General features: G+C 71.8%; 19 protein-coding genes. 3 read left to right on the forward strand and 16 right to left on the reverse strand.

Going from position 1 to position 20,037, the window contains the following annotated elements; translation table 11 throughout:
• Window positions 1-14: 14 nt before the first annotated feature.
• The 9 genes from ACP4E5_RS02545 to ACP4E5_RS02585 all read right to left on the reverse strand — a co-directional run bounded on the left by ACP4E5_RS02545 (window position 15) and on the right by ACP4E5_RS02585 (window position 7,813).
• Window positions 15-671, reverse strand: coding sequence for a GntR family transcriptional regulator (locus ACP4E5_RS02545; RefSeq protein ID WP_425825028.1), 657 nt, complete (start codon window positions 669-671; stop codon window positions 15-17).
• Window positions 672-730: 59 nt separating this feature from the next.
• Window positions 731-1,378 carry an endonuclease gene (locus ACP4E5_RS02550; protein WP_425841032.1) on the reverse strand — a complete coding sequence of 216 codons (648 nt, stop codon included), beginning with the start codon at window positions 1,376-1,378 and terminating at the stop codon, window positions 731-733.
• 2 nt (window positions 1,379-1,380) lie between these two features.
• Window positions 1,381-2,385 (reverse strand): non-homologous end-joining DNA ligase, encoded by a 1,005-nt coding sequence (ligD, locus tag ACP4E5_RS02555; RefSeq protein ID WP_425825029.1) that lies wholly within the window; start codon window positions 2,383-2,385, stop codon window positions 1,381-1,383.
• Window positions 2,382-2,996 carry a DNA polymerase ligase N-terminal domain-containing protein gene (locus tag ACP4E5_RS02560; protein ID WP_425825030.1) on the reverse strand — a complete coding sequence of 205 codons (615 nt, stop codon included), beginning with the start codon at window positions 2,994-2,996 and terminating at the stop codon, window positions 2,382-2,384. The genes ligD and ACP4E5_RS02560 overlap by 4 nt, the downstream gene beginning before the upstream one ends.
• Before the next feature lie 90 nt (window positions 2,997-3,086).
• The gene (locus ACP4E5_RS02565; protein ID WP_425825031.1) at window positions 3,087-3,803 is read right to left on the reverse strand and encodes an MIP family channel protein; all 717 of its coding nucleotides are present in this window, start codon (window positions 3,801-3,803) and stop codon (window positions 3,087-3,089) included.
• A gap of 129 nt (window positions 3,804-3,932) precedes the next feature.
• Window positions 3,933-4,490 carry a TetR/AcrR family transcriptional regulator gene (locus ACP4E5_RS02570; RefSeq protein WP_425825032.1) on the reverse strand — a complete coding sequence of 186 codons (558 nt, stop codon included), beginning with the start codon at window positions 4,488-4,490 and terminating at the stop codon, window positions 3,933-3,935.
• The gene (locus ACP4E5_RS02575; protein ID WP_425825033.1) at window positions 4,487-5,995 is read right to left on the reverse strand and encodes an MFS transporter; all 1,509 of its coding nucleotides are present in this window, start codon (window positions 5,993-5,995) and stop codon (window positions 4,487-4,489) included. Before ACP4E5_RS02575 ends, ACP4E5_RS02570 begins: the two co-directional genes overlap by 4 nt.
• Before the next feature lie 59 nt (window positions 5,996-6,054).
• Window positions 6,055-7,131: a sensor histidine kinase gene (locus ACP4E5_RS02580; RefSeq protein ID WP_425825034.1), complete on the reverse strand. Its 1,077-nt coding sequence runs from the start codon at window positions 7,129-7,131 to the stop codon at window positions 6,055-6,057.
• Entirely contained in the window at window positions 7,124-7,813 is a 690-nt protein-coding gene (locus tag ACP4E5_RS02585) for a response regulator transcription factor (protein WP_425825035.1), read from the reverse strand. Before ACP4E5_RS02585 ends, ACP4E5_RS02580 begins: the two co-directional genes overlap by 8 nt.
• 87 nt (window positions 7,814-7,900) lie before the next feature.
• Between ACP4E5_RS02585 and ACP4E5_RS02590 the strand changes: the two genes are divergently transcribed.
• The gene (locus ACP4E5_RS02590; RefSeq protein WP_425825036.1) at window positions 7,901-8,614 is read left to right on the forward strand and encodes a M15 family metallopeptidase; all 714 of its coding nucleotides are present in this window, start codon (window positions 7,901-7,903) and stop codon (window positions 8,612-8,614) included.
• 38 nt (window positions 8,615-8,652) lie between these two features.
• Window positions 8,653-9,717, forward strand: coding sequence for an endonuclease/exonuclease/phosphatase family protein (locus ACP4E5_RS02595; protein WP_425825037.1), 1,065 nt, complete (start codon window positions 8,653-8,655; stop codon window positions 9,715-9,717).
• A 122-nt stretch (window positions 9,718-9,839) separates the two neighbouring features.
• On the opposite strand, the gene ACP4E5_RS02600 is transcribed toward ACP4E5_RS02595, so the two are convergent.
• The 6 genes from ACP4E5_RS02600 to ACP4E5_RS02625 all read right to left on the reverse strand — a co-directional run bounded on the left by ACP4E5_RS02600 (window position 9,840) and on the right by ACP4E5_RS02625 (window position 17,302).
• Window positions 9,840-10,922, reverse strand: a complete 1,083-nt coding sequence (locus ACP4E5_RS02600) for a tartrate dehydrogenase (RefSeq protein ID WP_425825038.1) — start codon at window positions 10,920-10,922, stop codon at window positions 9,840-9,842.
• Window positions 10,923-11,097: 175 nt separating this feature from the next.
• Window positions 11,098-12,003, reverse strand: a complete 906-nt coding sequence (locus ACP4E5_RS02605) for a LysR family transcriptional regulator (protein WP_425825039.1) — start codon at window positions 12,001-12,003, stop codon at window positions 11,098-11,100.
• 103 nt (window positions 12,004-12,106) lie between these two features.
• Entirely contained in the window at window positions 12,107-13,501 is a 1,395-nt protein-coding gene (gene dctA, locus ACP4E5_RS02610; protein WP_425825040.1) for a C4-dicarboxylate transporter DctA, read from the reverse strand.
• Window positions 13,502-13,636: 135 nt separating this feature from the next.
• Window positions 13,637-14,572 (reverse strand): formylglycine-generating enzyme family protein, encoded by a 936-nt coding sequence (locus tag ACP4E5_RS02615; RefSeq protein WP_425825041.1) that lies wholly within the window; start codon window positions 14,570-14,572, stop codon window positions 13,637-13,639.
• On the reverse strand, window positions 14,569-16,047 hold the full coding sequence (locus tag ACP4E5_RS02620) for a sulfatase family protein (protein ID WP_425841034.1): 1,479 nt from the start codon (window positions 16,045-16,047) through the stop codon (window positions 14,569-14,571). Before ACP4E5_RS02620 ends, ACP4E5_RS02615 begins: the two co-directional genes overlap by 4 nt.
• A 61-nt stretch (window positions 16,048-16,108) precedes the next feature.
• Window positions 16,109-17,302: an ROK family transcriptional regulator gene (locus ACP4E5_RS02625; protein ID WP_425825042.1), complete on the reverse strand. Its 1,194-nt coding sequence runs from the start codon at window positions 17,300-17,302 to the stop codon at window positions 16,109-16,111.
• A gap of 135 nt (window positions 17,303-17,437) precedes the next feature.
• Here ACP4E5_RS02625 and ACP4E5_RS02630 point away from each other — a divergent pair, with 135 nt between their 5' ends.
• Window positions 17,438-18,820 carry a sugar porter family MFS transporter gene (locus ACP4E5_RS02630; protein ID WP_425825043.1) on the forward strand — a complete coding sequence of 461 codons (1,383 nt, stop codon included), beginning with the start codon at window positions 17,438-17,440 and terminating at the stop codon, window positions 18,818-18,820.
• 4 nt (window positions 18,821-18,824) lie between these two features.
• Here ACP4E5_RS02630 and ACP4E5_RS02635 read toward each other — a convergent pair whose 3' ends face one another.
• Window positions 18,825-20,033, reverse strand: coding sequence for a damage-control phosphatase ARMT1 family protein (locus ACP4E5_RS02635; protein WP_425825044.1), 1,209 nt, complete (start codon window positions 20,031-20,033; stop codon window positions 18,825-18,827).
• Window positions 20,034-20,037: the final 4 nt, after the last annotated feature.

A 20,037-nucleotide genomic window follows, 5' to 3' on the forward strand; every position in this document is an offset into this window, starting at 1 on the left:
GGGTGCGGGGGTGTTCAGTGCTGGTGGCCGTGGGTCGCGGCCAGGTGGGCGCGCAGGGCCTCGGCGAACGCGGCGCCGTCCCGGGCGCCGAGGTGGTCGAGCAGCTCCTCGTGCTCGTCGGCGAGTCCCGGCAGCCGCTCGGGGCGGTGGCCGAGCGCGGAGACGCTCATGCGGCGCTGCCGGTCGCCGAGGGTCTCGTAGAAGCGGGCGGCGATCGCGTTCCCCGAGGCCTCGACGACTCCGCGGTGGAAGGCCTCGTCCGCGACGGCGAAGGCGCGTACGTCTCCCGCTTCCGCCAACTCCCGCTGGCGGGCGATGAGTTCACGAAGCCGCGCCTCGTGCTCGGGGGCGAGGCCGACGCGTGCGATGCGTTCGGCGGCGGACTGCTCGACGGCCTGCCGCATCTCCAGCACGTCCGCCGCTTCCCCCGGCGGGACGGGCACGACGACGGCGCCGCGCTTGGGGTGCAGGGTCAGCAGTTCCTCGGACTCGAGCCGAAGGAACGCCTCCCGGACGGGAGTCCGGCTCACCTGCACGCGCTCGGCGATCTCCCCTTCGCTGATGAGGCTGCCGCCGGGAAGCTCGCCGGTGAGGATCAGTTCCTTGGTGACGGCGTAGACCGTGGTGGCCGCCGACGCCGGTTTCGTCTGGTGGGGCTGGGTCCGAGGCATGCCTGGACCCTAGCAGCCATAGATACAAGCTTGTATCTATGCCCCCCCGCCTCTCGTGTTCAGGCGGCTCGCTCCAGGCAGTGGTCCACCACGTGCCGGTCGAGCGCGGCCCGCACAAGGGCCGCCGAGAGTTCGGCTCGCGGGGTGTCGCCGGCGAGACGGGTCAGGGTGGCGGGGTTCTTCGGGAGGCCGAGACGTTCCGCGCCCTGGAGGGTCTTGGCGTCCAGGATGGGTGCGTACTCGGGCCAGATGTCCTGGACCTCGCGCAGGAAGATGCTCGCTCCGGTCGGGCCGAGGCCGGGGGTCCTGCGGAGCAGGGCGCGCATCTCGGTCTCGTCGCCGTCCGCCTGTTCGCGCATCCTGCGCAGGTCGCCGCCCCAGTCGTCGAGCAGCATGCGGGCGCCGTCGCCGAGCTGGGTGGCGGTGCGCTCGTCGTAGCGGCGGTAGCCGCCCTCGCCCAGCGCGTCGACGCGTTGCTGCCAGGTCGCGTCGGCCATGCGGCGCGGGTCGCGCAGGCCCGCGTCGTACAGGGCGCGGGTCGTGGCCACCGCGACCGAGGCCCGGATGCGGGCGCTGAGCAGGCTCGCGAGGACGAGCGTGCGGTACAGGGGTTGCGGGGTGTTCTTGAGGCGGATGCCCGCCTCGGCGGCGTAGGTCTTCCCCTCGCTGTCGAGGAGTTCTCGCAGCACCTTCTTGTCGTGGGCCATGGTCACGTGTGCTCCCTGACGACGTCGGTCGGGTCCTTGTCGTCGCGCAGTCCCTGGTAGCGGGGGTGGCGCAGCATGCCGTCGCGGGTCCATTCGGAGAACTCGATCTGCGCGACGAGCCGTGGCCGCGCCCAGTGCGCGGTGCGTTCGGCGACGCGGTCGGTGAACGGCGGGTGCGACTGCCGGAGTTCGTCGAGCTGTTCGCGCAGGGCGAGGAGGGTGCGCCGGTCGAAGCCGGTGCCGACCTTGCCGGCGTAGCGCAACCGGTCGTCCTCGTAGTAGCCGAGCAGCAGCGCGCCGATGCCCTCCCTGCTGCCGGTGGGTTCGGTGAAGCCGCCGACGACGAACTCCTGGCCGTGGGCGCACTTCAGCTTGAGCCAGTCGCCGGAGCGGCGCGGCTGGTAGGTGCTGTCGGCCCGCTTGGCGATGAGCCCCTCCCAGCCGCGCCCGCAGGCGTCGGCGAGGAGTTCGGCGCCGCCCTCGTTGCGGTGGGTGCTGAAGCGGAGGGGGTCGGTGAACGTGAGGGCCCGGCGCAGCAGGGACTTGCGGGTGCGCAGCGGAAGGCGGCGGACGTCCGCGGCGTCGACGCGCAGCAGGTCGAAGACGTAGTACTTGACCGCCACGTCGCTCGCCGCGACGTCCCGGGGCCGGGTCAGGCCCATGCGCTGCTGGAGGCGGGAGAAGTCGGTGCGGCCGTGCGCGTACGCGACGATCTCGCCGTCGACGGTGAAGTCCGCGGCGTCCTGCGCGTCGAGCGCTTCCACGATCTCCGGGTAGGTGGCGTCGAGGCGGCGGCCCGAGCGGGAGCGGATGGTGGTCCGTCCGTTCTCGCGGACGGCGAGGACGCGAACGCCGTCCAGCTTCCGCTCGAAGATCCAGCCCTTCGCGAACTCGCGGCGGTCGCTGAGCGTCGCGAGCATCGGGGAGGCCGCGAGTTCGAGGCCGGGTGCCGCTTCGCCGAGACGGCGCTCCAGTTCGGGCGGGAGGGTGTCGAGGAGGCCGGTCATGCGCTCCCACCGCCGTCGGCCTCCTCAGCGACCTGGCGCAGGGTGCGGCCGCTGCGGGCCGATCGGGCGCGCCGGGGGTCGGGGGTGCCTCCGCTGCCGCCGGTCCCCTCGCGGACGAGGAGCCAGGTGGGTTTTTCGTCGCGGCCCTTGAAGCGGGTGAGCGCGTACCGGCCGCGCAGCTTCTCGCCGTGCAGGTCGAACGTGGCGTGGCCGTTCTCCAGCGCCTCGTCGAACGGCACGGGCCGCTTCTTCTTGTCGTGGCTCGCGGGCCGATAGGTGCCCTGGTCCCAGACGATGACGGTGCCGCCGCCGTACTCGTCCTCGGGGATCACGCCTTCGAAGTCGCGGTAGTCGAGGGGGTGGTCCTCGGTGGGGACGGCGAGCCGCTTGTCGTGGGGGTCGGTGGAGGGCCCCTTCGGGATCGACCAGGACTTGAGCACGCCGTCGACCTCGAGGCGGAAGTCGAAGTGCATCGTGCTCGCGTCGTGGATCTGCACCACGAACACGGGCTCCTCGCCGTCCCGCTCCGTGCTGTCGGCGCCGGACGGCTCGCCGGTGGAGTCGAAGTTCCGCTTGCCGCGGTAGCTCCGCAGCCGGTCCTTCCCGCTCACGGCCGCTCCCTTCGGTCGGGGGCGCTGCTCCTGCTCCGCCGGGGCCGGGTACCCGTGATCGTCACGGGCACACGGCCGCCCGCGATCCGCTCAGGCCGCGGACGCCTCGTCGGCGATGGTGCGCTCCTCACCGGAGGGGTGGGTGACCAGGTGGACCAGGGCCGCGATCACGCCGCCGACCAGTGGCGCCACGATGAACAGCCAGAGCTGGGACAGCGCGTCGCCGCCGGCGAACAGCGCCGGGCCGAGGCTGCGCGCCGGATTGACGGACGTGCCCGTGAGCGGGATGCCCACGAGGTGGATCACGGCGAGGGCGATGCCGATGGGCAGTCCGTCGAAGCCGACGACGGCCACGCGGTGCGTCACGGCGAGCACCACGAACACGAGGAGGAACGTGAGCACGACCTCGGCGAGGAACGCGCCGCCCATGTTGATGTGCACGTCGGACCGGTCGCCGTAGCCGTTGGAGCCGAAGGCCCCGTCGGTCTTCAGGCCCGGCACCTGCTTGGCGAGCAGGAACAGCAGGGCCGCGCCGACGATGCCGCCGACGAACTGGGCGATCCAGTAGCGGACGGCGGTCGCCACGTCGATGCGGCGGGCGCACAGCATCCCCAGCGTCACAGCGGGGTTGACGTGGCAGCCGGAGATCGGGCCGAGGGCGTAGGCCAGCGCGAGCAGCGTGAAGCCGAAGGCGAGGGCGATGCCGAGGGTGCCGATGAACTGGGCTCCCAGGACCGCCGATCCGACGGCGAAGAACACCAGCAGCAACGTGCCGAGAAATTCTGAGATGAGAGCTCTCGTCTGCATTTCCTGCATCTCCACCACCTCGAAGTACGGTCAGTTACTTGCGAGGCTCACGTGCCTTGGCGGTCGGCGCAGAGCGAGGCGGTTTGAATACCGCCGTTCGGGTGGCAGGTGTCGCACAGTGCGCGGTGTTCAGCCGTCGCCCCACGCGTCGAGGAGTACGTCGACGATCGTGTCGAGGTCTGCGTCCGCCAGGTCGTCGAAGGCGCCGGAGTGGCGGGCGAGCAGCACCCCGGCGACCGAGGCGACCAGGACGTCGGCGCGCAGCCCGGGACGGTCGCGGCCCTCGCGGGTGAAGCGGGTGCGCAGTGGCTCGACGAGCCGGGCCTGGAGGGCGGCGCGGGCGGCGTCCTGCGCGGCCTGGTCGCTCGACGGCTGCACGGCGACGCGCAGCAGCGGCACGGGGCCGCGGCGCTCCGCGCGTTCGGCGACCTCGCGCAGTCGGGGCCCGGTGAGGAGGTCGTCCGGGGCGGTGTCGCCGTGTTCGGCGTGCAGCACCTCCACGTACAGCAGGGCCTTGCTGCCGAAGTAGCGGGAGATGAGGGCGGCGTCGACGCCGGCCCGTTCGCCGATCTCGCGGATGGTGGTGCGGTCGTAGCCGCGCTCGGAGAACAGTTCGGTCGCCGCCAGCAGCAGCGCCTCGCGGCTGCGGGCGCTGCTGCGGCGCCGGTCGGGCGTCTCGCCGCTCATGTACGGCTCGGTTCGCTACGGGCATCGGCGCTCGCGCCGGCCGCGACGAGGGAGGGGCGCGGGCGGCCGCCTGTGCGGGTGAGTGCCACGGCGATGATCCCCGTGGCGAGGAAGGCGGCGCAGCCGACGAGGCCGGCGTTGCGGTAGCCGTCGTCGGTGGGGAGCGCGGTGCCGGGCGCGGTGGAGGCCTGGAGGACGACGGCGCTGAGCGCGCTGCCGGTCGAGTAACCGATGTACTTCACGACCTGATTGAAACTCATGGCGCTGCCGGTCTCCGCCACGGGCACGCCGCCGACGATGAGCCCGGGGGTGACGGCGAACGTGACGCCGACGCCGAGGCCGGCGAGCGCCATCATCGCGCCGATGCCCCAGAGGCTGGAGCGGGCGAGCAGGAAGCAGACGAGCGAGCCGAGCGAGAGCAGGCAGCCGATCGGCAGCATGCGGGCGGGCGTCGCGGCCCGGCCCATCGCCCGCACCAGGCGCCCGGTGACGAGGCTGGCCGCGGAGAACGGCACGAGCAGCAGCCCGGTGACGACGATGGAGGCGCCGAAGCCGTAGCCGCCGGACTCGGGGGTCTGCACGTACCGGGTCACAAGCGAGATCAGCAGGTATGTGCCGACGCCGCCGACCATGGTGGTCAGGTTGGCGACGAGCACGCCGCGGTCCTTGACGAGGCGGACGCGTACGAGGGGGTGCGTGGAGTGCAGCGAGTGCGCGATCCAGCCGCCGAGCAGCACCACCGCGGCGACCGCGAGGGCCAGCAGGCGCGCGGAGAGCCAGCCCCACCGCTCCCCCTCGGCGAGCGCGAGGAGCAGCGCCGCCATGCCTCCGGCGAGCAGGAGCGCTCCGGGCACGTCCATCGGGGTGCTGGGCCGGTGCGGCGGCTTGGGCACGACGACGAGGGTGGCGAGGAACGCGGCGGCCGCCGTGGCGAGCGCGAACCAGAACCCGGCGTACATGCCGAGGTATTCGGCGAAGAGCCCGGTGATCGGGTAGCCGAGGCCGATCCCGGCCGCGGTGGTCAGCGACAGCGTCGTCACCGCGCCGCGCGCCTTGTGGGGCGGCAGCGCGTCGCGCGCGGTGGCGATGGCCAGCGGCACGAGGCCCATGCCGACGCCCTGCAGCGCCCTGCCTACGAGGAGGCAGGCGAACCCGACCGGCAGCGCCGCGAGCAGGCTCCCGGCGAAGACGGCGGCGAGCCCGCCGAGGATGACGCGCTTGCGGTGCGGACCGTCGCCGAGCCGCCCCATGACGGGGGTCGCGATGGCGCCGACCAGCATGGTGACCGTGAGCGCCCACTGTGCGGTGGAGACGGCGACGTGGTCCTCGGCGGCGATGGTGGGGATCAGGGGCGCGCCGAGGCTGCTGACGACGGCCACGAGCATTCCGAGACCGACCAGCACCGGTACGAGCGCGCGGGGGTGGTGGAGCGGGGCGGGGGCCGGGGCGGGCGTCGGTATGGAGGGCTGCACGTACTTCCCGTTCATGTCATCAAGCGATGTCATCGCATGATGACACGGTGACCTGGGCTTCCTACCCCTCAGGGCGGCTTCGGTGGCCGACCTCACATATCGGCTGCCGGGAGTTCCACGGTGACGCGGAGCCCGCCGGAGGGGCGTGGCGTGACGGTGAGCGTGCCGTCGTGGGCGCGGGTGATGGACCGGACGATGGCGAGGCCGAGGCCGACTCCGGCGTGGTCGCCGCGGATGCGTGCGGTGCCGCGCTGGAAGGGTTCGGTGAGGGTGGCGACGAGTTCCGGGGCGAGCGTCTCGCCGGTGTTCTCGACGGTCAGCACCGCCGAGCCGGCGCGGACGCCCGTGGTGACCCACACGGTGCCCCGCTCGGGCAGGTTGTGGACGATCGCGTTGTGCACGAGGTTCGTGGCCAGTTGCAGCAGGAGCGGCTGCGATCCGGACGCGTGGGTGATGTCGCCGCTGGTGTCGAGGGTGACGCCGCGTTTCTCCGCGAGCGGGAGCAGCGTTTCGGCGGCTTCCTCCACCACGAGGGAGAGGTCGACGTCCTCGCGGGTGAAGGCGCGCTGTTCGGCGCGGCTGAGCAGGAGCAGCGCCTCGGTCAGGTCGATCGCGCGCGTGTTGACGGCGCTGAGCCGGGCGACGAGTTCGCCGGTGTCGTGGTGCGGATCGGCGCGGGCCACGTCGAGGAGCGACTTCGAGACGGCGAGCGGGGTGCGCAGTTCATGGGAGGCGTTGGCCGCGAAGCGCCGCTGTTCGGCGACGTGTTCCTCCAGGGCCGTGAGCATCGTGTCGAAGGCGTCGGCGAGTTCCCGGAACTCGTCGTTGCGGCCTTCCAGGTGGATGCGGTGGGAGAGCGAGCCGGCCGCGGCCGCCCGCGTGGCGTCCGTGATGCGGTTCAGCGGGGCGAGCATCCGTCCGGCGAGGAACCATCCGCCCACGAGCCCGAAGACCAGGAGGAACGCCATGACCACGGACGCCCCTGACGCGAAGTGCAACGCGAGCTGTCTGCGGACCTGGAGTCCGCCGATGCCGGCCTTGACGTCGGGCAGGTCCCGCAACAGGAAGAACCACACCGCCGCGATCATCAGGACGCCGGCGAGCATGAGGAACCCGGCGTAGCTGAGGGTGAGCCTGAGGCGAATGCTCGGCCCGCGTTCCCTATCCACGGCCCGCTCCCCCGGCCTCCGGCTGCGCCTCGATGCGGTAGCCGACGCCCGGCACGGTGGCGATGATCCAGGGTTCGCCGAACCGCTTGCGCAGCGCGGAGACGGTGATGCGGACGGCGTTGGTGAAGGGGTCGGCGTGCGCGTCCCACGCGCGTTCCAGGAGTTCCTCGGCGCTGACGACGCCGCCCTCGGCGGCCACGAGCACTTCGAGCACGGCGAACTGCTTCCTGGTCAGCGCGACGAAGCGGCCGTCCCGGTAGACCTCTCTGCGGAACGGGTCGAGGCGCACGCCCGCGATCTCCCGCACGGGCGGCCGACTGTGGGCGCGCCTGCGGTCCAGCGCCCGGAGCCTGAGCACGAGTTCCTGGAGCTCGAACGGCTTCGTCAGGTAGTCGTCGGCGCCGAGTTCGAACCCGGAGGCCTTGTCGTCGATGCGGTCGGCGGCGGTCAGCATGAGGATCGGCATGCCGCTGCCGGACGCCACGATCCGCTCCGCGATCTCGTCGCCGGAGGGCCCGGGGATGTCGCGGTCGAGGACGGCGATGTCGTACGTGTTGACGCTCAGCAGGTCCCAGGCGGTGTCGCCGTCCCCCGCGATGTCGGCGGCGATCGCCTCCAGGCGCAGCCCGTCCCGTACGGCCTCCGCCAGATACCGCTCGTCCTCGACAATCAGCACACGCATGCCCTTCACGCTACGAGTCGGCGCGTATCGCCGGCATATCGAAAAGCGCAGACGTTGTGGCAACATCGCGCCGCTTTGACTGGCGGCATGAGTCACAGCCCACCGGTACGGCCGGCCACGCGCCGGACAGGACGCCTTGTCGTCGTCGGCCTGCTCGTCGTCATCGCGGTCATCGCCACGGTCCTCTGCTACCGGGCGAGCAGGTCATCGACCGCCACGACCTCTTCGTCCGCGCCGTCGCACTCGTCTCCCCGGTCGACGGCCGGGGTTCCCTCCGCTTCCACGGCGCCCTCGCCGATGGACTCCCGGCATCGTGAGCCCGTCGAGCCGCGCGGGCAGCACGACGAGTTCGGAACGCAGGACGGTGACGTGCCCGCGGGAACGACCGTCTTCGACGACACCCCGGCCGTCAGCAACCTCGATCCGGACCTGCTCGACGCCCTGCGCAAGGCCGCGCGGGATGCCTCCAACGAGGGCCTGCGCTTCCAGGTCAACAGCGGCTGGCGCTCAGCGGCGTACCAGCAGCGGCTCCTCGACGACGCGGTCGCCGAGTACGGCTCCAAGGAGGAGGCCGCCAAGTGGGTGGCCTCCCCCGACACGTCCGAACACGTGAAGGGCGACGCGGTGGACCTCGGCGACTCCGCCGCCACCGCGTGGCTGTCGAAGAACGGCGCCGCCCACGGCCTGTGCCAGATCTACGCGAACGAGTCCTGGCACTACGAACTGCGCCCCGACGCCGTGGATCACGGCTGCCCCGCCATGTACGCCAACCCGACCGAGGACCCGAGGACGCAGCAGTGAACAGCACCGACCGTGAGCACCGTGAGCAAGGACCGTTGATGACAAAGATCGACCGGGCGTCCGCCGGGCAGGGCGGGGCCGATTCCGGACCGGGGCGGGCCCGCGTACGTCGCGCGATCCGCGCCCTGTCCCGGCCGGACCCCTGGAAGCGCGGATGGGTGCTCGCGGTCCTCGCGCTGCTGCTCGGGCTGCTCCTGCTGCTGCACGCGCGGATCACGGACCGCGGCGGGCTCGGCAGTCTGGTGGAGACATTCCTGCCGTGGTTCGGACTGTTCGTGCCGGTGCTGCTCGCCGCGGCGCTGTGGCGACGCTCCGCATCGGCCGTGGTCGCGGTGGTCCTGCCCGCCGTGGTGTGGGCGAGCCTGTTCGGCGGGCTGCTCGGCGACAAGGGCCGCGCCGGCGACAGCGACCTCACCGTGGTCGGCCACAACGTCGGCGCCGACAACCGCGATCCGGCGGCCACGGCCCGCGACCTGGCGGCCTCCGGGGCGGATGTGATCGCGCTGGAGGAGATCACGGAGCAGGCCCGCGGCACGTACGAGAAGGAGCTCGCGAAGGCGTACCCGCACCACACGGTGCAGGGCACGGTCGGGCTGTGGAGCAAGCTGCCGCTGTCGGATGTCGAGCCGGTGGATACGGCGATGGACGTCGGGCCGCTCGGGGACACCAAGACGGCCGCGGAGAAGCTCCCGTCGAACCGGGCGCTGCGCGCCACGCTGGCCACGGATGACGGTCCTGTCGCGGTGTACGTGGCCCACCTGGGGTCGGTGCGCGTGATGCCGCGGGGCGGATTCTGGACGGAGAGCCGGGACCGCAACGCACAGGCCCTCGCGAAGGCGATCGCGGCCGACGACGCCGAGCGGCTGGTGCTGCTCGGCGACTTCAACGGCACCACGGACGACCGCGCCTTCGACGGCCTCACCTCGCGGCTGCACTCGGCGCAGGAGGAGGCGGGGGACGGCTTCGGCTTCAGCTATCCGGCGGCCTTCCCGGTGGTACGCATCGACCAGATCCTGGTCCGGGGCGTCACGGCGGACAGCTCGTGGGTGCTGCCCTCGACCGGGAGCGACCATCGGCCGGTGGCGGCCGGGGTCAGCTGGTAGCCGACGGCGAGTGCCGGGCCGCCATGAGGGGGCCCGGCACATGGGGGCCGCTTCGGAGCGGCCGTCCCGGCCGGTCGGCGCGACCCGAGGACCGGCCGGGAGATCTCGTGTCGCCGAGCGGGTCAGTCGCCCAGCGCGTCGATCAGCGCCTTGGTGACGTCCTCGGTGGTGGCGGTGCCGCCGACGTCCCGGGTGAGGATCCCGGCTCCGGTGACCGTCTCGATCGCCTTGTTCAGGCGGGCCGCCTCGTCGGGCAGTCCGAAGTGCTCAAGCATCAGCGCCGCACTGCCGACCGCGCCGACCGGGTTCGCGAGACCCTGCCCGGCGATATCGGGTGCGGAGCCGTGCACCGGCTCGAACATGCTCGGGAAGCGCCGCTCCGGGTTGAGGTTCGCGCTGGCGGCGAGGCCCAGGCTGCCTGCGAGGGCACTGCCGAGGTCGGAGAGGATGTCGGCGTTGAGGTTGGAGGCGACGACGACGGACAGGTCCTCCGGCTTGAGGACGAACTTGGCGGACATCGCGTCCACCAGCACGCTCTCGGTCTCCACGTCCGGGTACTCGGCGGCGACCCGCTTGAACACGTCGTCCCACAGCACCATCCCGTACTGCTGGGCGTTGGACTTGGTGACCGAGGAGACCTTGCGGCGACTGCGGGTGCGGGCCAGGTCGAAGGCGAAACGGATGATGCGCTCGCAGCCGACCTCGGTGAACAGGGAGGACTGCACGGCCACTTCGCCGCCGGGGCCGCGCCCGGAGAGGTTGCGGCCGCCGAGTCCGGCGTACTCGCCCTCGCTGTTCTCGCGGACGACGACCCAGTCGAGTTCGGTGTCGTCGGCCTTGCGCAGCGGGCTGAGTACGCCGGGCAGGAAGTGCACGGGCCGGACGTTGGCCCACTGGTCGAAGTTCTGGCAGATCTTCAGGCGCAGCCCCCACAGGCTGACGTCGTCGGGGACGGTGGGCCAGCCGACCGCGCCGAAGTAGATGGCGTCGAAGTCCTTGAGCTGGTCGAGCCCGTCGTCGGCCATCATCTTCCCGGTCCGGGCGTAGTACGCGCAGCCCCAGTCGAACTCCTGCCAGTCGAAGGCGAACGCGCCGTCGGAGCCGGCGGCGAGGGCGTCGAGGACGGCGCGCCCCGCCGCCACGACCTCGGTGCCGACGCCGTCGGCGGGGATGGCCGCGATGCGGAAGGTGCGGGGCTCGGACACGGTGGCCTCCAGGGGTACGGGGAACGCCCGTGCTCAAGGGAGTGCTCAAGAGCGCCTGGCCGGGCGGCGGTTGGTGTGTTCCCGAGTCAACAGGCCGGTGCGCGGGGCGTCCAAGACATGGTTCCGATGCGACGCATAGGCGCGGCTGATGGGTGCCGTGCCGGGGCTGTGTGCGTTACGTCGACGGGGTGCGCGCACGACGTTCCGCCAGCGAGCGGGTCAGCTCCAGGAAGGCGCGCGCACCGGGTGTCAGGTGCGCGGGCAGGCTGATCATGGCGACGTGCAGGTGCGCGGTCGGTACGAGTGAGGCGACCGCGAGGCCGCAGCGGCGGGCGAGGCGGGTCCAGGCCGCGGGCAGCACGGCGACGCCGACACCCGTGAGCGCCAGCGGAAGGATGGACGTGCGGTGGTCGACGACGGCGACGATCTCGGTGTCCCCGCTGCGGGCGGTGATGTCGTCGACGATGCTCCGCATCAGGCTTCCGGTCCGGGACGCGATCAGCTTGTGCCCGGCCAGGTCCTGGGGGTGCAGCACGGCGCCGTCGGCGAAGGGCCCGTCGGCCGCGCCCACGACGACGAACGGCTGCTCCTCCACGGGAAGCATGTCGATGCCGGGCGCGGTCACCGGCTTGTCGGCGCCGAGCAGGCCCAGCTCGCAGGCGCCGCTGCGGACCAGTTCGACGGTCTCCTCGGGGGTGAAAGCGGCGCGGGTGCTGATCGTGACGTCCGGGTGCAGTTGGGCGAACCGGTGGATCAGTGTGGCCATGGGCTCGATGCCGGGTGAGGGCATGGTGGCCACTTCGACGGTGCCGCTGCCGAGTCCGGTCAGGGCGGCAGCCCGTTCGCGTACGGCCGCGAGGTCGCGGAGCACGCGGCGGCTCGGCTCCAGGAGTTCGGCGCCCGCCTCGCTCAGGACGACGCCGCGGCCCATCCGGTGGAAGAGCGAGACCCCCAGGTCCGCCTCCAGGTTGGCCATCGCCTGCGACAACGACGGCTGCGCCACGTGGAGCGCGGCGGCGGCCCTGCTGAAGCCGCCGTGCTCCACGATGGCGAGAAAGTACTGCAGTTGCCGCGCGTCCATCCTGCCTCCTCCGCCTGCTGCCATAAGGGCAACCTATCGACAGGTCGACCTGTCGCTTCGCGCGGAGGGGCGTCGCTGGTTCAGGCCGGAGGGCGTTCGTGGTTCAGGCCGGAGGGGCGGGCGCAGGCACCGCCTTCCGCGGGGACGGCGTCGCGGCGGTGGCCGGGGTCGGGTCCGCGGGCAGTGCCTCGACCACCTCTCCCGCCAGGACCCGGCGCGCCCGCTGGAGGTCGAGCGCGTTCTCCCAGCGGGCGACCACGAGGGTGGCGACGGCGTTGCCGCAGAAATTGACCAGGGCCCGGCACTCGGACATGAACTTGTCGATGCCGAAGATCAGCATGATGCCCGCGGCGGGTACGTGTCCGACGGTCGACAGGGTCGCGGTCAGCGCGATGAACCCGCCACCCGCCACCCCGGCCGCCCCCTTGGATGTCAGCAGCATGACGGCCAGAAGGCCGAGTTGCTGGCCGAGGGACAGCGTCGTGTCGGTGGCCTGGGCGATGTAGAGCGTGGCGAGGGAGAGGTAGACCGCGGCGCCGTCGAGGTTGAAGCTGTAGCCGGTCGGCACCACCAGGCCGACCGTTGACCGGTCGACGCCCATGAACTGCAGCTTGCGCATCAGCCCGGGCAGCGCGGGCTCGGCCGTGGAGGTGCCGAGGACGAGCAGCAGCTCTTCCTTGAAATGGCGCAGGAGCTGGAAGAGGTTCAGCTTCACGTACAGAGAGAGCACGGCGCCGAGGACCACGACGACGAACACGATGGACGTCACGTAGAACAGCAGGATCAGCGAGCCGAGGCTCGTCAGCGTGGACAGGCCGAACTTGCCGATGGCGAAGGCCATCGCGCCGAAGGCGCCCACCGGGGCCGCCCTCATCACGAACGACAGGACCTTGAAGACCACCTCGGTGAGGCGGTTGACGGACGCGATGATCGGCTCGCCGACCGGGCCGACGGTCTTCAGGGCGATCCCGAAGATCACGGCGAGGAAGATGACCTGGAGGATGTCACCTTCGACGAACGCGCCGAAGAAGCTGTCCGGGACCAGGTTGGTGAGGAACTCCCACCAGTGCTGGGCCTCGCCCTGCTGGACGTACTGGCTCGCCTCGCCCGTGGTGTGCAGGCCGCCGACGTCGGCATGCACGCCGTCGCCGAGGGGGAACAGGTTGATGGCGAGGAGCCCGAAGCCGAGGGCCACGATCGTGCCGGCCTGGAAGTAGACGAGCGCCTTGACGCCCGTGCGACCCACCTTCCTGAGGTCGGCCACGCCCGCGACGCCGCCGATGATGGTCAAGAAGACGATCGGGCCGATCAGCATCTTCATCGCCGTGACGAAGGTCGTGCCGACCGGTTCCATCGCCGTGCCGAGGTCGGGCCACTGCCAGCCGAGCACGATGCCGATGACGATCGCCACCAGCACCTGCACGTACAGCTGCCGGTACCACGGCTTGGCCTTGACCACGGTGGTGGCGCCTGCGGCGGCGTCCGGGGCATGCGTCATTGCAACCTCCATCCGGGCACGGCTGGGGACCGCGGCGCCGGGCCCGTCCGGCGCCGCCCCAACTACCGCGTCAGTGAAGCGGTTTGCGTGCGCGGAGGTCCACGACCAAAAATCGATGCCCCGGATAGGCGGCGCCTATGACCCCGAGTACGCCACCCGGAACCCGGTGTTGCCCGACGTGCTGTCCGCCGTGTTGGAGGTGCGGGCGGCGACGCGGTAGCGGTTGCAGTACGAGTGGTGGCACAGGTACGAGCCGCCGCGCATGACGCGGGTGTTCGGGTCGCCGTCCGGCTCCCACAGGTCGGCGTTCCACTCCCACACGTTGCCCGCCACGTTGTAGAGGCCGTAGCCGTTGGGCTGGTAGGCGTGGACGGGGGCCGTGCCCGCGTAGCCGTCCTCCGCGGTGTTCTTGGTGGGGAAGGTGCCCTGCCAGATGTTGCACATGTGCTCGCCGCCGGGGGTCAGCTCGTCGCCCCAGGCGTAGCGGGCCTGGTCGAGGCCGCCGCGCGCCGCGTACTCCCACTCGGCTTCAGTGGGCAGCCGGCCGCCCGCCCACTTCGCGAAAGCGGCGGCGTCGGACCAGCCGACGTGGGTGACCGGGTGGTCCCAGCGGCCTTCGAGGTCGCTGCCGGGGCCTTCCGGGGTGCGCCAGGTCGCGCCCTCCACGCCGCACCACCACGGGGTGGCGTCGGGGCGCGGCGAGATCTTGCGGAGGTGGCCGGGCAGGAACTTCGCGAACACGTAGCTCCAGCCGAAGCGTTCGGCCTCGGTGCGGTGCCCGGTCGCGTCGACGAACGCGGCGAAGCGTGCGGTGGTGACGGCGTACTCGTCGATGGCGAAGGCCTTCACGTGCACCTCACGCACCGGTCCCTCCGCGTCCCCGGGGTTCGCGTCGGCGTCCTCGCTGCCCATGCGGAAGGTGCCGCCGGGCAGGTCGGCGCGGGTGTCGTACGCGGGCTCCTCGCGGGGTGCGAGCGTGACGGCGACCGGTCCCGCGCCCGCGGCCTGCGGGCCGCCCTCACGGGAAGGGGCGCAGCAGGAGGGGGCCGGTCCGGGAGTGCAGCCGCTCATGACGCCGCGCCCTCCGACTCGAACGCGGACAGCGTCGTGTCGTAGTCGGTCGGTACGTCGTACATGGGTGTCATCCAGTGGTAGAAGTTGTCGCCGCGGTCGCGCAGCAGGTGGTACAGGCGGTGCATCAGCTGCGTGCGCGCCTCGCGCAGTTCCGGGTGTTCGTAGCGGTTCTGCAGTTCGTCCGGGTCGGCCTGGAGGTCGTACAGCTCGTTGCGGGACTCGGGGTTCACGACGAGCTTGTAGCGGCGGGTGCGCAGCATGCGCTGAGGGTACGGGAAGTGGTGTCCGTGGTACTCGGCGAGGTGGTGCTCGTCCCACTCGGGGTGCTCGCCGCGGGCGAGCGGCAGCAGGCTGCGGCTGTCGACGGCAGGGGCGGCGTCGGCGCCTGCCAACTCGAGGATGGTCGCCGTGTAGTCGGTGAGGGAGACGAACTCGTCGCGGACCTGGCCCGCCGGGGCGCCCGGGACCTTCAAGAGCCCGGGGATGCGGTAGATGTCCTCGTACATGGCGGGGCCCTTGTCGTGCAGGCGGTGGGCGCCGGTGAACTCGCCGTGGTCGGCGGTGAAGCAGACGGCGGTGCGCTCGTCGAGGCCGAGGTCGCGGACGGCCTGCATGATGCGGCCGATCTGCTCGTCGATGAGCGTGACGTAGCCCCAGTAGGCGGCTATCAGCTTGCGGCTGTCCTCGAGCGGCATGGTGTCGAAGGCCCACAGTTGGCTGTAATTGCTCTGTACCGGGGGCTTGTTCGCGAAGGTCTCGGCCATGGATGCGGGCAGTTCGACGAGCTCCGGGTCGTACATGTCGAAGTACTCGTTCGGCAGGATGTACGGCAGGTGGGGGCCGAAGAAGTGGGTGGCGAGGAAGAAGGGGCTGCCCTGGCCGCCGTTCTCGTCCTTGGCGAAGCGTTCGAGCATCTCGATGGTGCGGGTGGCGAGGTAGTACTCGAAGGTGGCCTCGACGGGCTGGTGGAGGCGGGCCGCGAGGAGGTTGCCGGGGCTGCCGTTGGGGGTGGTGCCGCGCATCCGGTCGCTGATCGCGTACTCGGGCAGGCCCCGCTCCTTGAGGTAGTCGAGGTAGTCGGGGTGGTCGACGGGGTTGTGCCAGCCCTCCAGATTCGGTCCCTCGAAGCCGTAGTCGGCGGCGGTGCGCTGGACGCCGCCGTGCCACTTGCCCAGCAGGCCGAGGTTGTAGCCGTCGCCCTTCAGTTGCTCGGCGAAGGTGAACTGGCCGTCGGAGAGGTCCTCCAGGTAGCCCACGTTGCGCTCGTAGTTGGCGAGGAGCTTGTGCCGGAAGGGGGCCGCGCCGGTGAGCAGGCTGGCGCGGGCCGGGGTGCAGATGGCGGTGGGGGTGTAGCAGCTGTCGAAGCGGGTGCCCTCGGCGGCGATCCGGTCGAGGTTCGGGGTGCGCACGTGCGGGTTGCCGTAGGCACCGAGGGTGTCGACCCGGTGCTGGTCGGTCATCAGGAAGAGCATGTTGTGGCGCACGGCGGTGCCTTTCGGATCGTACGTGGGGTGGTTCGGTTCAGGACAGGTGCTACGAGGCGTGGGTGGCGGCGTCTTCCTCGGGTGACGCCGCGTCCGCCGTCGCGTAACCCGCGAGGAGCGGTGACTCGTGGAAGACGAGGGCGAGCGCGCCGAGCGCGCCGGAGCGCTCGCCGAGCGCGGCCGGTACGAGTTCCACGCCGCGGTGGACGCGGGTGGCGGTGTACCGGCGGAAGGCGTCCTCGACGGAGCGCAGGAAGGCCGGGCCGAGGTCCGCGACTTCGCCGCCGAGCACGATGCGGCGCGGGTTGGCGGTGCTGGAGGCGGCGGCGAGGGCGCGGCCGACGGCGTGCGCGGCGCGTTCGACGACGGCGCGCTCGGTGTCCGCACCGGCCGCGAACGCCTCCGTGAACCGCTCCCAGCTGCGCCGACCCGCCGCTCGCAGCAGCGCCGGCACGGCGGCGACCTGCTCCAGGCAGCCGTGTCCGCCGCACCAACAGCGCGGCCCTTCGGCGTCGACGCTGATGTGTCCGAGCTCGCCCGCCGCGCCCTGCGCTCCCCGGAACAGCAGTCCGCCGGCGACGAGCCCGCCGCCGATGCCGTAGGAGAGCGTGAGGTGCAGTGCGTCGCCCGCGCCGCGTGCCGCGCCCCAGATGGCCTCGCCGAGCGCGGCGAGCCGTGTGTTGTTGTCGGCGAGAACCGGCACGTCGAGCGCTTCGGAGACGGAGTCGGCGACGGTCTGCCGCCGGTCCGTGGTGTCTCCGGGGCCCGGTGTGCCGATGCCGACGCCGCCGAGTCCGGCGAGGTCGATGCCTTCGCGGGTGGCCAGCCCGCGCAGCAACTCCAGGGCGGCGACGGCCTGTTCACGGGCGCCGGAGCGCTGCGCGTGGTGGGTGCCGTCGAAGGCGGTGACCTCGTGCGCGGCGTTGGCGATCGCGACGGTGATGCGCTCGCGGCCCACCTCGATGCCGACCGCCTGGGCGGAGCGCGGGTTGAGGGTCAGCCGGTGCACCGGGCGGCCACGGCCCGAGGGCGGGCCGGCGGGTTCCTCGGTCACCACGCCGTCGGCGAGAAGTTGCCCGACGATGCCGGAGAGCGTGGTGCGGGAGAGTCCTGTGGCGGTGGCCACGTCGGCCCTGCTGCTGGGGCCCTGCCTGCGCAGCACCTGGAGGACCCGCTCCACGTTCCCGTACCGCAACTGGCGCAGCACTGTGGGGTTCCCGGTGGGGTGTTTGACCACTGCCATGCGTCGGATACTCCCCCGCTCCGCGCATTTTCGTCAAGAGTCCAGACAGAAATCAAAAGAGCTGGTCCGACCCCCTTGATTTTCGTCGGAGTGTTGACGCTAATGATGCGGAGCCGACCAGCAAGGGAGCTCGTCATGCCTGCCGTCACCAGGACCTCGGTGTCCGACGCACCGAGCGCGGACGTCCGTTCACGCCGCACGCTTCTGCTCTATCTCTGCGGCGCCTTCGGCGGTCTGCTGTCCGGGTACGACATGGGCATCGTGGCGGGTGCCCAGCTGTTCCTCACCCGCGACCTGGGCCTGAGCGCCTGGATGCAGGGCGCGTTCGTCAGCTCCCTGATGATCGGCGCCATCGCCGGCTGCTTCGCGGCGGGGCCCGCCACCGACCGCTGGGGGCGCCGCCCGGTGATGCTCTGCACGGCCGTCGTGTTCGGCGCCGGGGCGCTCGGCATGGCGCTGGCGACCGGCCCCTGGATACTCATCGCGTTCCGCGTCATCACGGGTGTGGCCGTCGGCCTCTCCTCGTCCGTGATCCCCAGCTATCTCTCCGAGCTGGCCCCGACGGCGATCCGTGGCCGGGTGTCGACGCTCAACCAGATGATGATCGCGGTCGGCATCTTCGTGTCGTACCTGATCTCCTATCTCCTCTCCGACGCGGGCGCCTGGCGCTGGATGCTCGGGATCGCGCTCGTCCCGGCGGCCGTGCTGTTCGCCGGGATGTGGACGCAGCCGGAGACACCGCGCTGGCTCGTCGCGCACGGCCGTGAGGACGACGCCCGCACGGTGCTCCTTCGGCTGCACACCGAGGAGGAGGCCGAGGCCGAGCTCGCGGACATCCGCGCCGCCGCGCACGGCGCGCACGAACGCAAGGGCCGGCTCCGGGAGTTGTTCGCGGACCGCCGGGTGCGGCGCGGGCTCCGCATCGCCGTCGCGATGGCGGTGATCCAGCAGATCATCGGCTCCAACACGATCGTGTTCTACGCGCCGACGATCCTGAAGGCGGCCGGTTTCGGGGACTCCGCGGCGCTGCTCAACAGCGTCGGGCTCGGCGTCCTCTCGATCGTCACGACGTATCTGACGGGCCGGCTGGTCGACCGGGTCGGCCGCAAGCCGCTGCTGCTCACCGGGCTCGTCCTGATGGTCGTCAGCATGAGCACGCTGTGCGCGGTGTTCTCGCTCGGTCTGCTCCATCACACGCTCGGTCAGGTCGCGGCCGTCGCGGCCCTCGCCGTCTTCAAGGTGGCCTACTCGCTGAGCTGGGCGCCGCTGCTGTGGGTGATGCTGCCGGAGCTGTTCCCGCTGCGGGTGCGCAGCGTCGGTGTGAGTGTCGGCTCGGGCACCAACTGGGCCGCTAATTTCGCCGTCTCGCTGGTCTTCCCGGTGCTGCTGACGGCCGGGGCGGGCGTCGCGTTCGCGCTGTTCGCGGGGATCTGCGTGCTCGCGTTCGCGTTCACGGTGGCGTTCGTCCGGGAGACGGCGGGCCGCTCGCTGGAGACGCTGGAGCGCGCGGCGGCCTGAGCGTTCACATGCGGGCTTGTACGAGGGCGTGGGCGCCGCTGACCCGCCACTTCTGGTGCGGTTCGGCGGCGTCCAGCGCGTTGAGGACGGACGGCTGGAGGCCTGTGATCACGTCGCACTTCAGTGTGCGCAGCGCGACGACGGGCGTCGGCCAGTACGCGGCACGTTCGGCGAACGACGTCGTGGGCTCCCAGAGGTGGTCCCCCACCAGGCGCCGGTAGTTGAGGTCACCCTTGAGCACGGTGAGTGTCGTCGCGGCGAACTCGGCGCGCAGGTCGTCGGGCATGTCGACGTACGGCAGCGGCGCGCAGGAGAAGGGGTGGGCGCGCAGGGTGATCCGGCCCTCCCCCATCGCCGCCCAGATCCGCCCACCGGCCTCGGCCGCCGCGCCGCTCGCCCGGGTCAGGCGCCGCACGCAGTCGACGACGTCGGCGGTCATGGCGTCGGACACGTAGTACGGGTACGGCTTGAGCTGCACGATCACGCGTGCGGCGCGGCCGTGGGCCAGCAGGTGGTCGACGAGCAGCAGGTCGGCGAGGAGTTCCCGCCCGGCGTTGTCCGCGACGAGACTCACCGTGGCACCGCCGCCCGGCGGCAGCGCGGCCCAGAACGCGTCGGAGTCGTCGGCGACGAGCTGTGTGTCCGCGCCCGGTTCGGCGCCGTCGGCGGTGACGCGGAAGCCGAGGTCGGCGCGGTTGCCCCAGAGCGATCCGAGGAGCAGCCCGCGCTCCCGCTCGGCCACCGACACCGAGGCCAGGCGGTCGACGGCGCCCAGCTCGGCGTCGGTCTCCGGGGTGTCCAGTTCGGCCTGCTTGAACGGCCAGAACGGGTCGACTCCCCGCCAAACCCCGTCCCCCTCGGCGAACTCTCCGAACTCACCGCTGTCACCGAAGTACCCGACGGCGCCGAGGAGTTGGCGGTAGAAGTAGCTCTCCGCCCACAGGAACGGCGCGTCGAACCACGACGCCCCGAACCATTCGCTCCCCCACGCGTCCCAGCGCTCGCGGTCGTGCGCCCCGTCCCCCAGCGGCTCGATCACGCCGTCCGCCGTGTTCCGCAGGAGGGCGTCCAGGGCGCGGTGCTGCTCGGGCCCGTACGGGAACGCGGCCCGCACCTTCTCGATGAGCGCGGGGTGCCGCTCGGCGAGGACACTGCGGGCGAAGGAGCCGGGGACGTTGCCGTGGATGACGGGTGCGAGCGGGGTGTCGGGCATCGGT

The organism is Streptomyces fractus, from assembly GCF_049844455.1.
In the GTDB taxonomy this organism is placed as follows: domain Bacteria; phylum Actinomycetota; class Actinomycetes; order Streptomycetales; family Streptomycetaceae; genus Streptomyces; species Streptomyces fractus.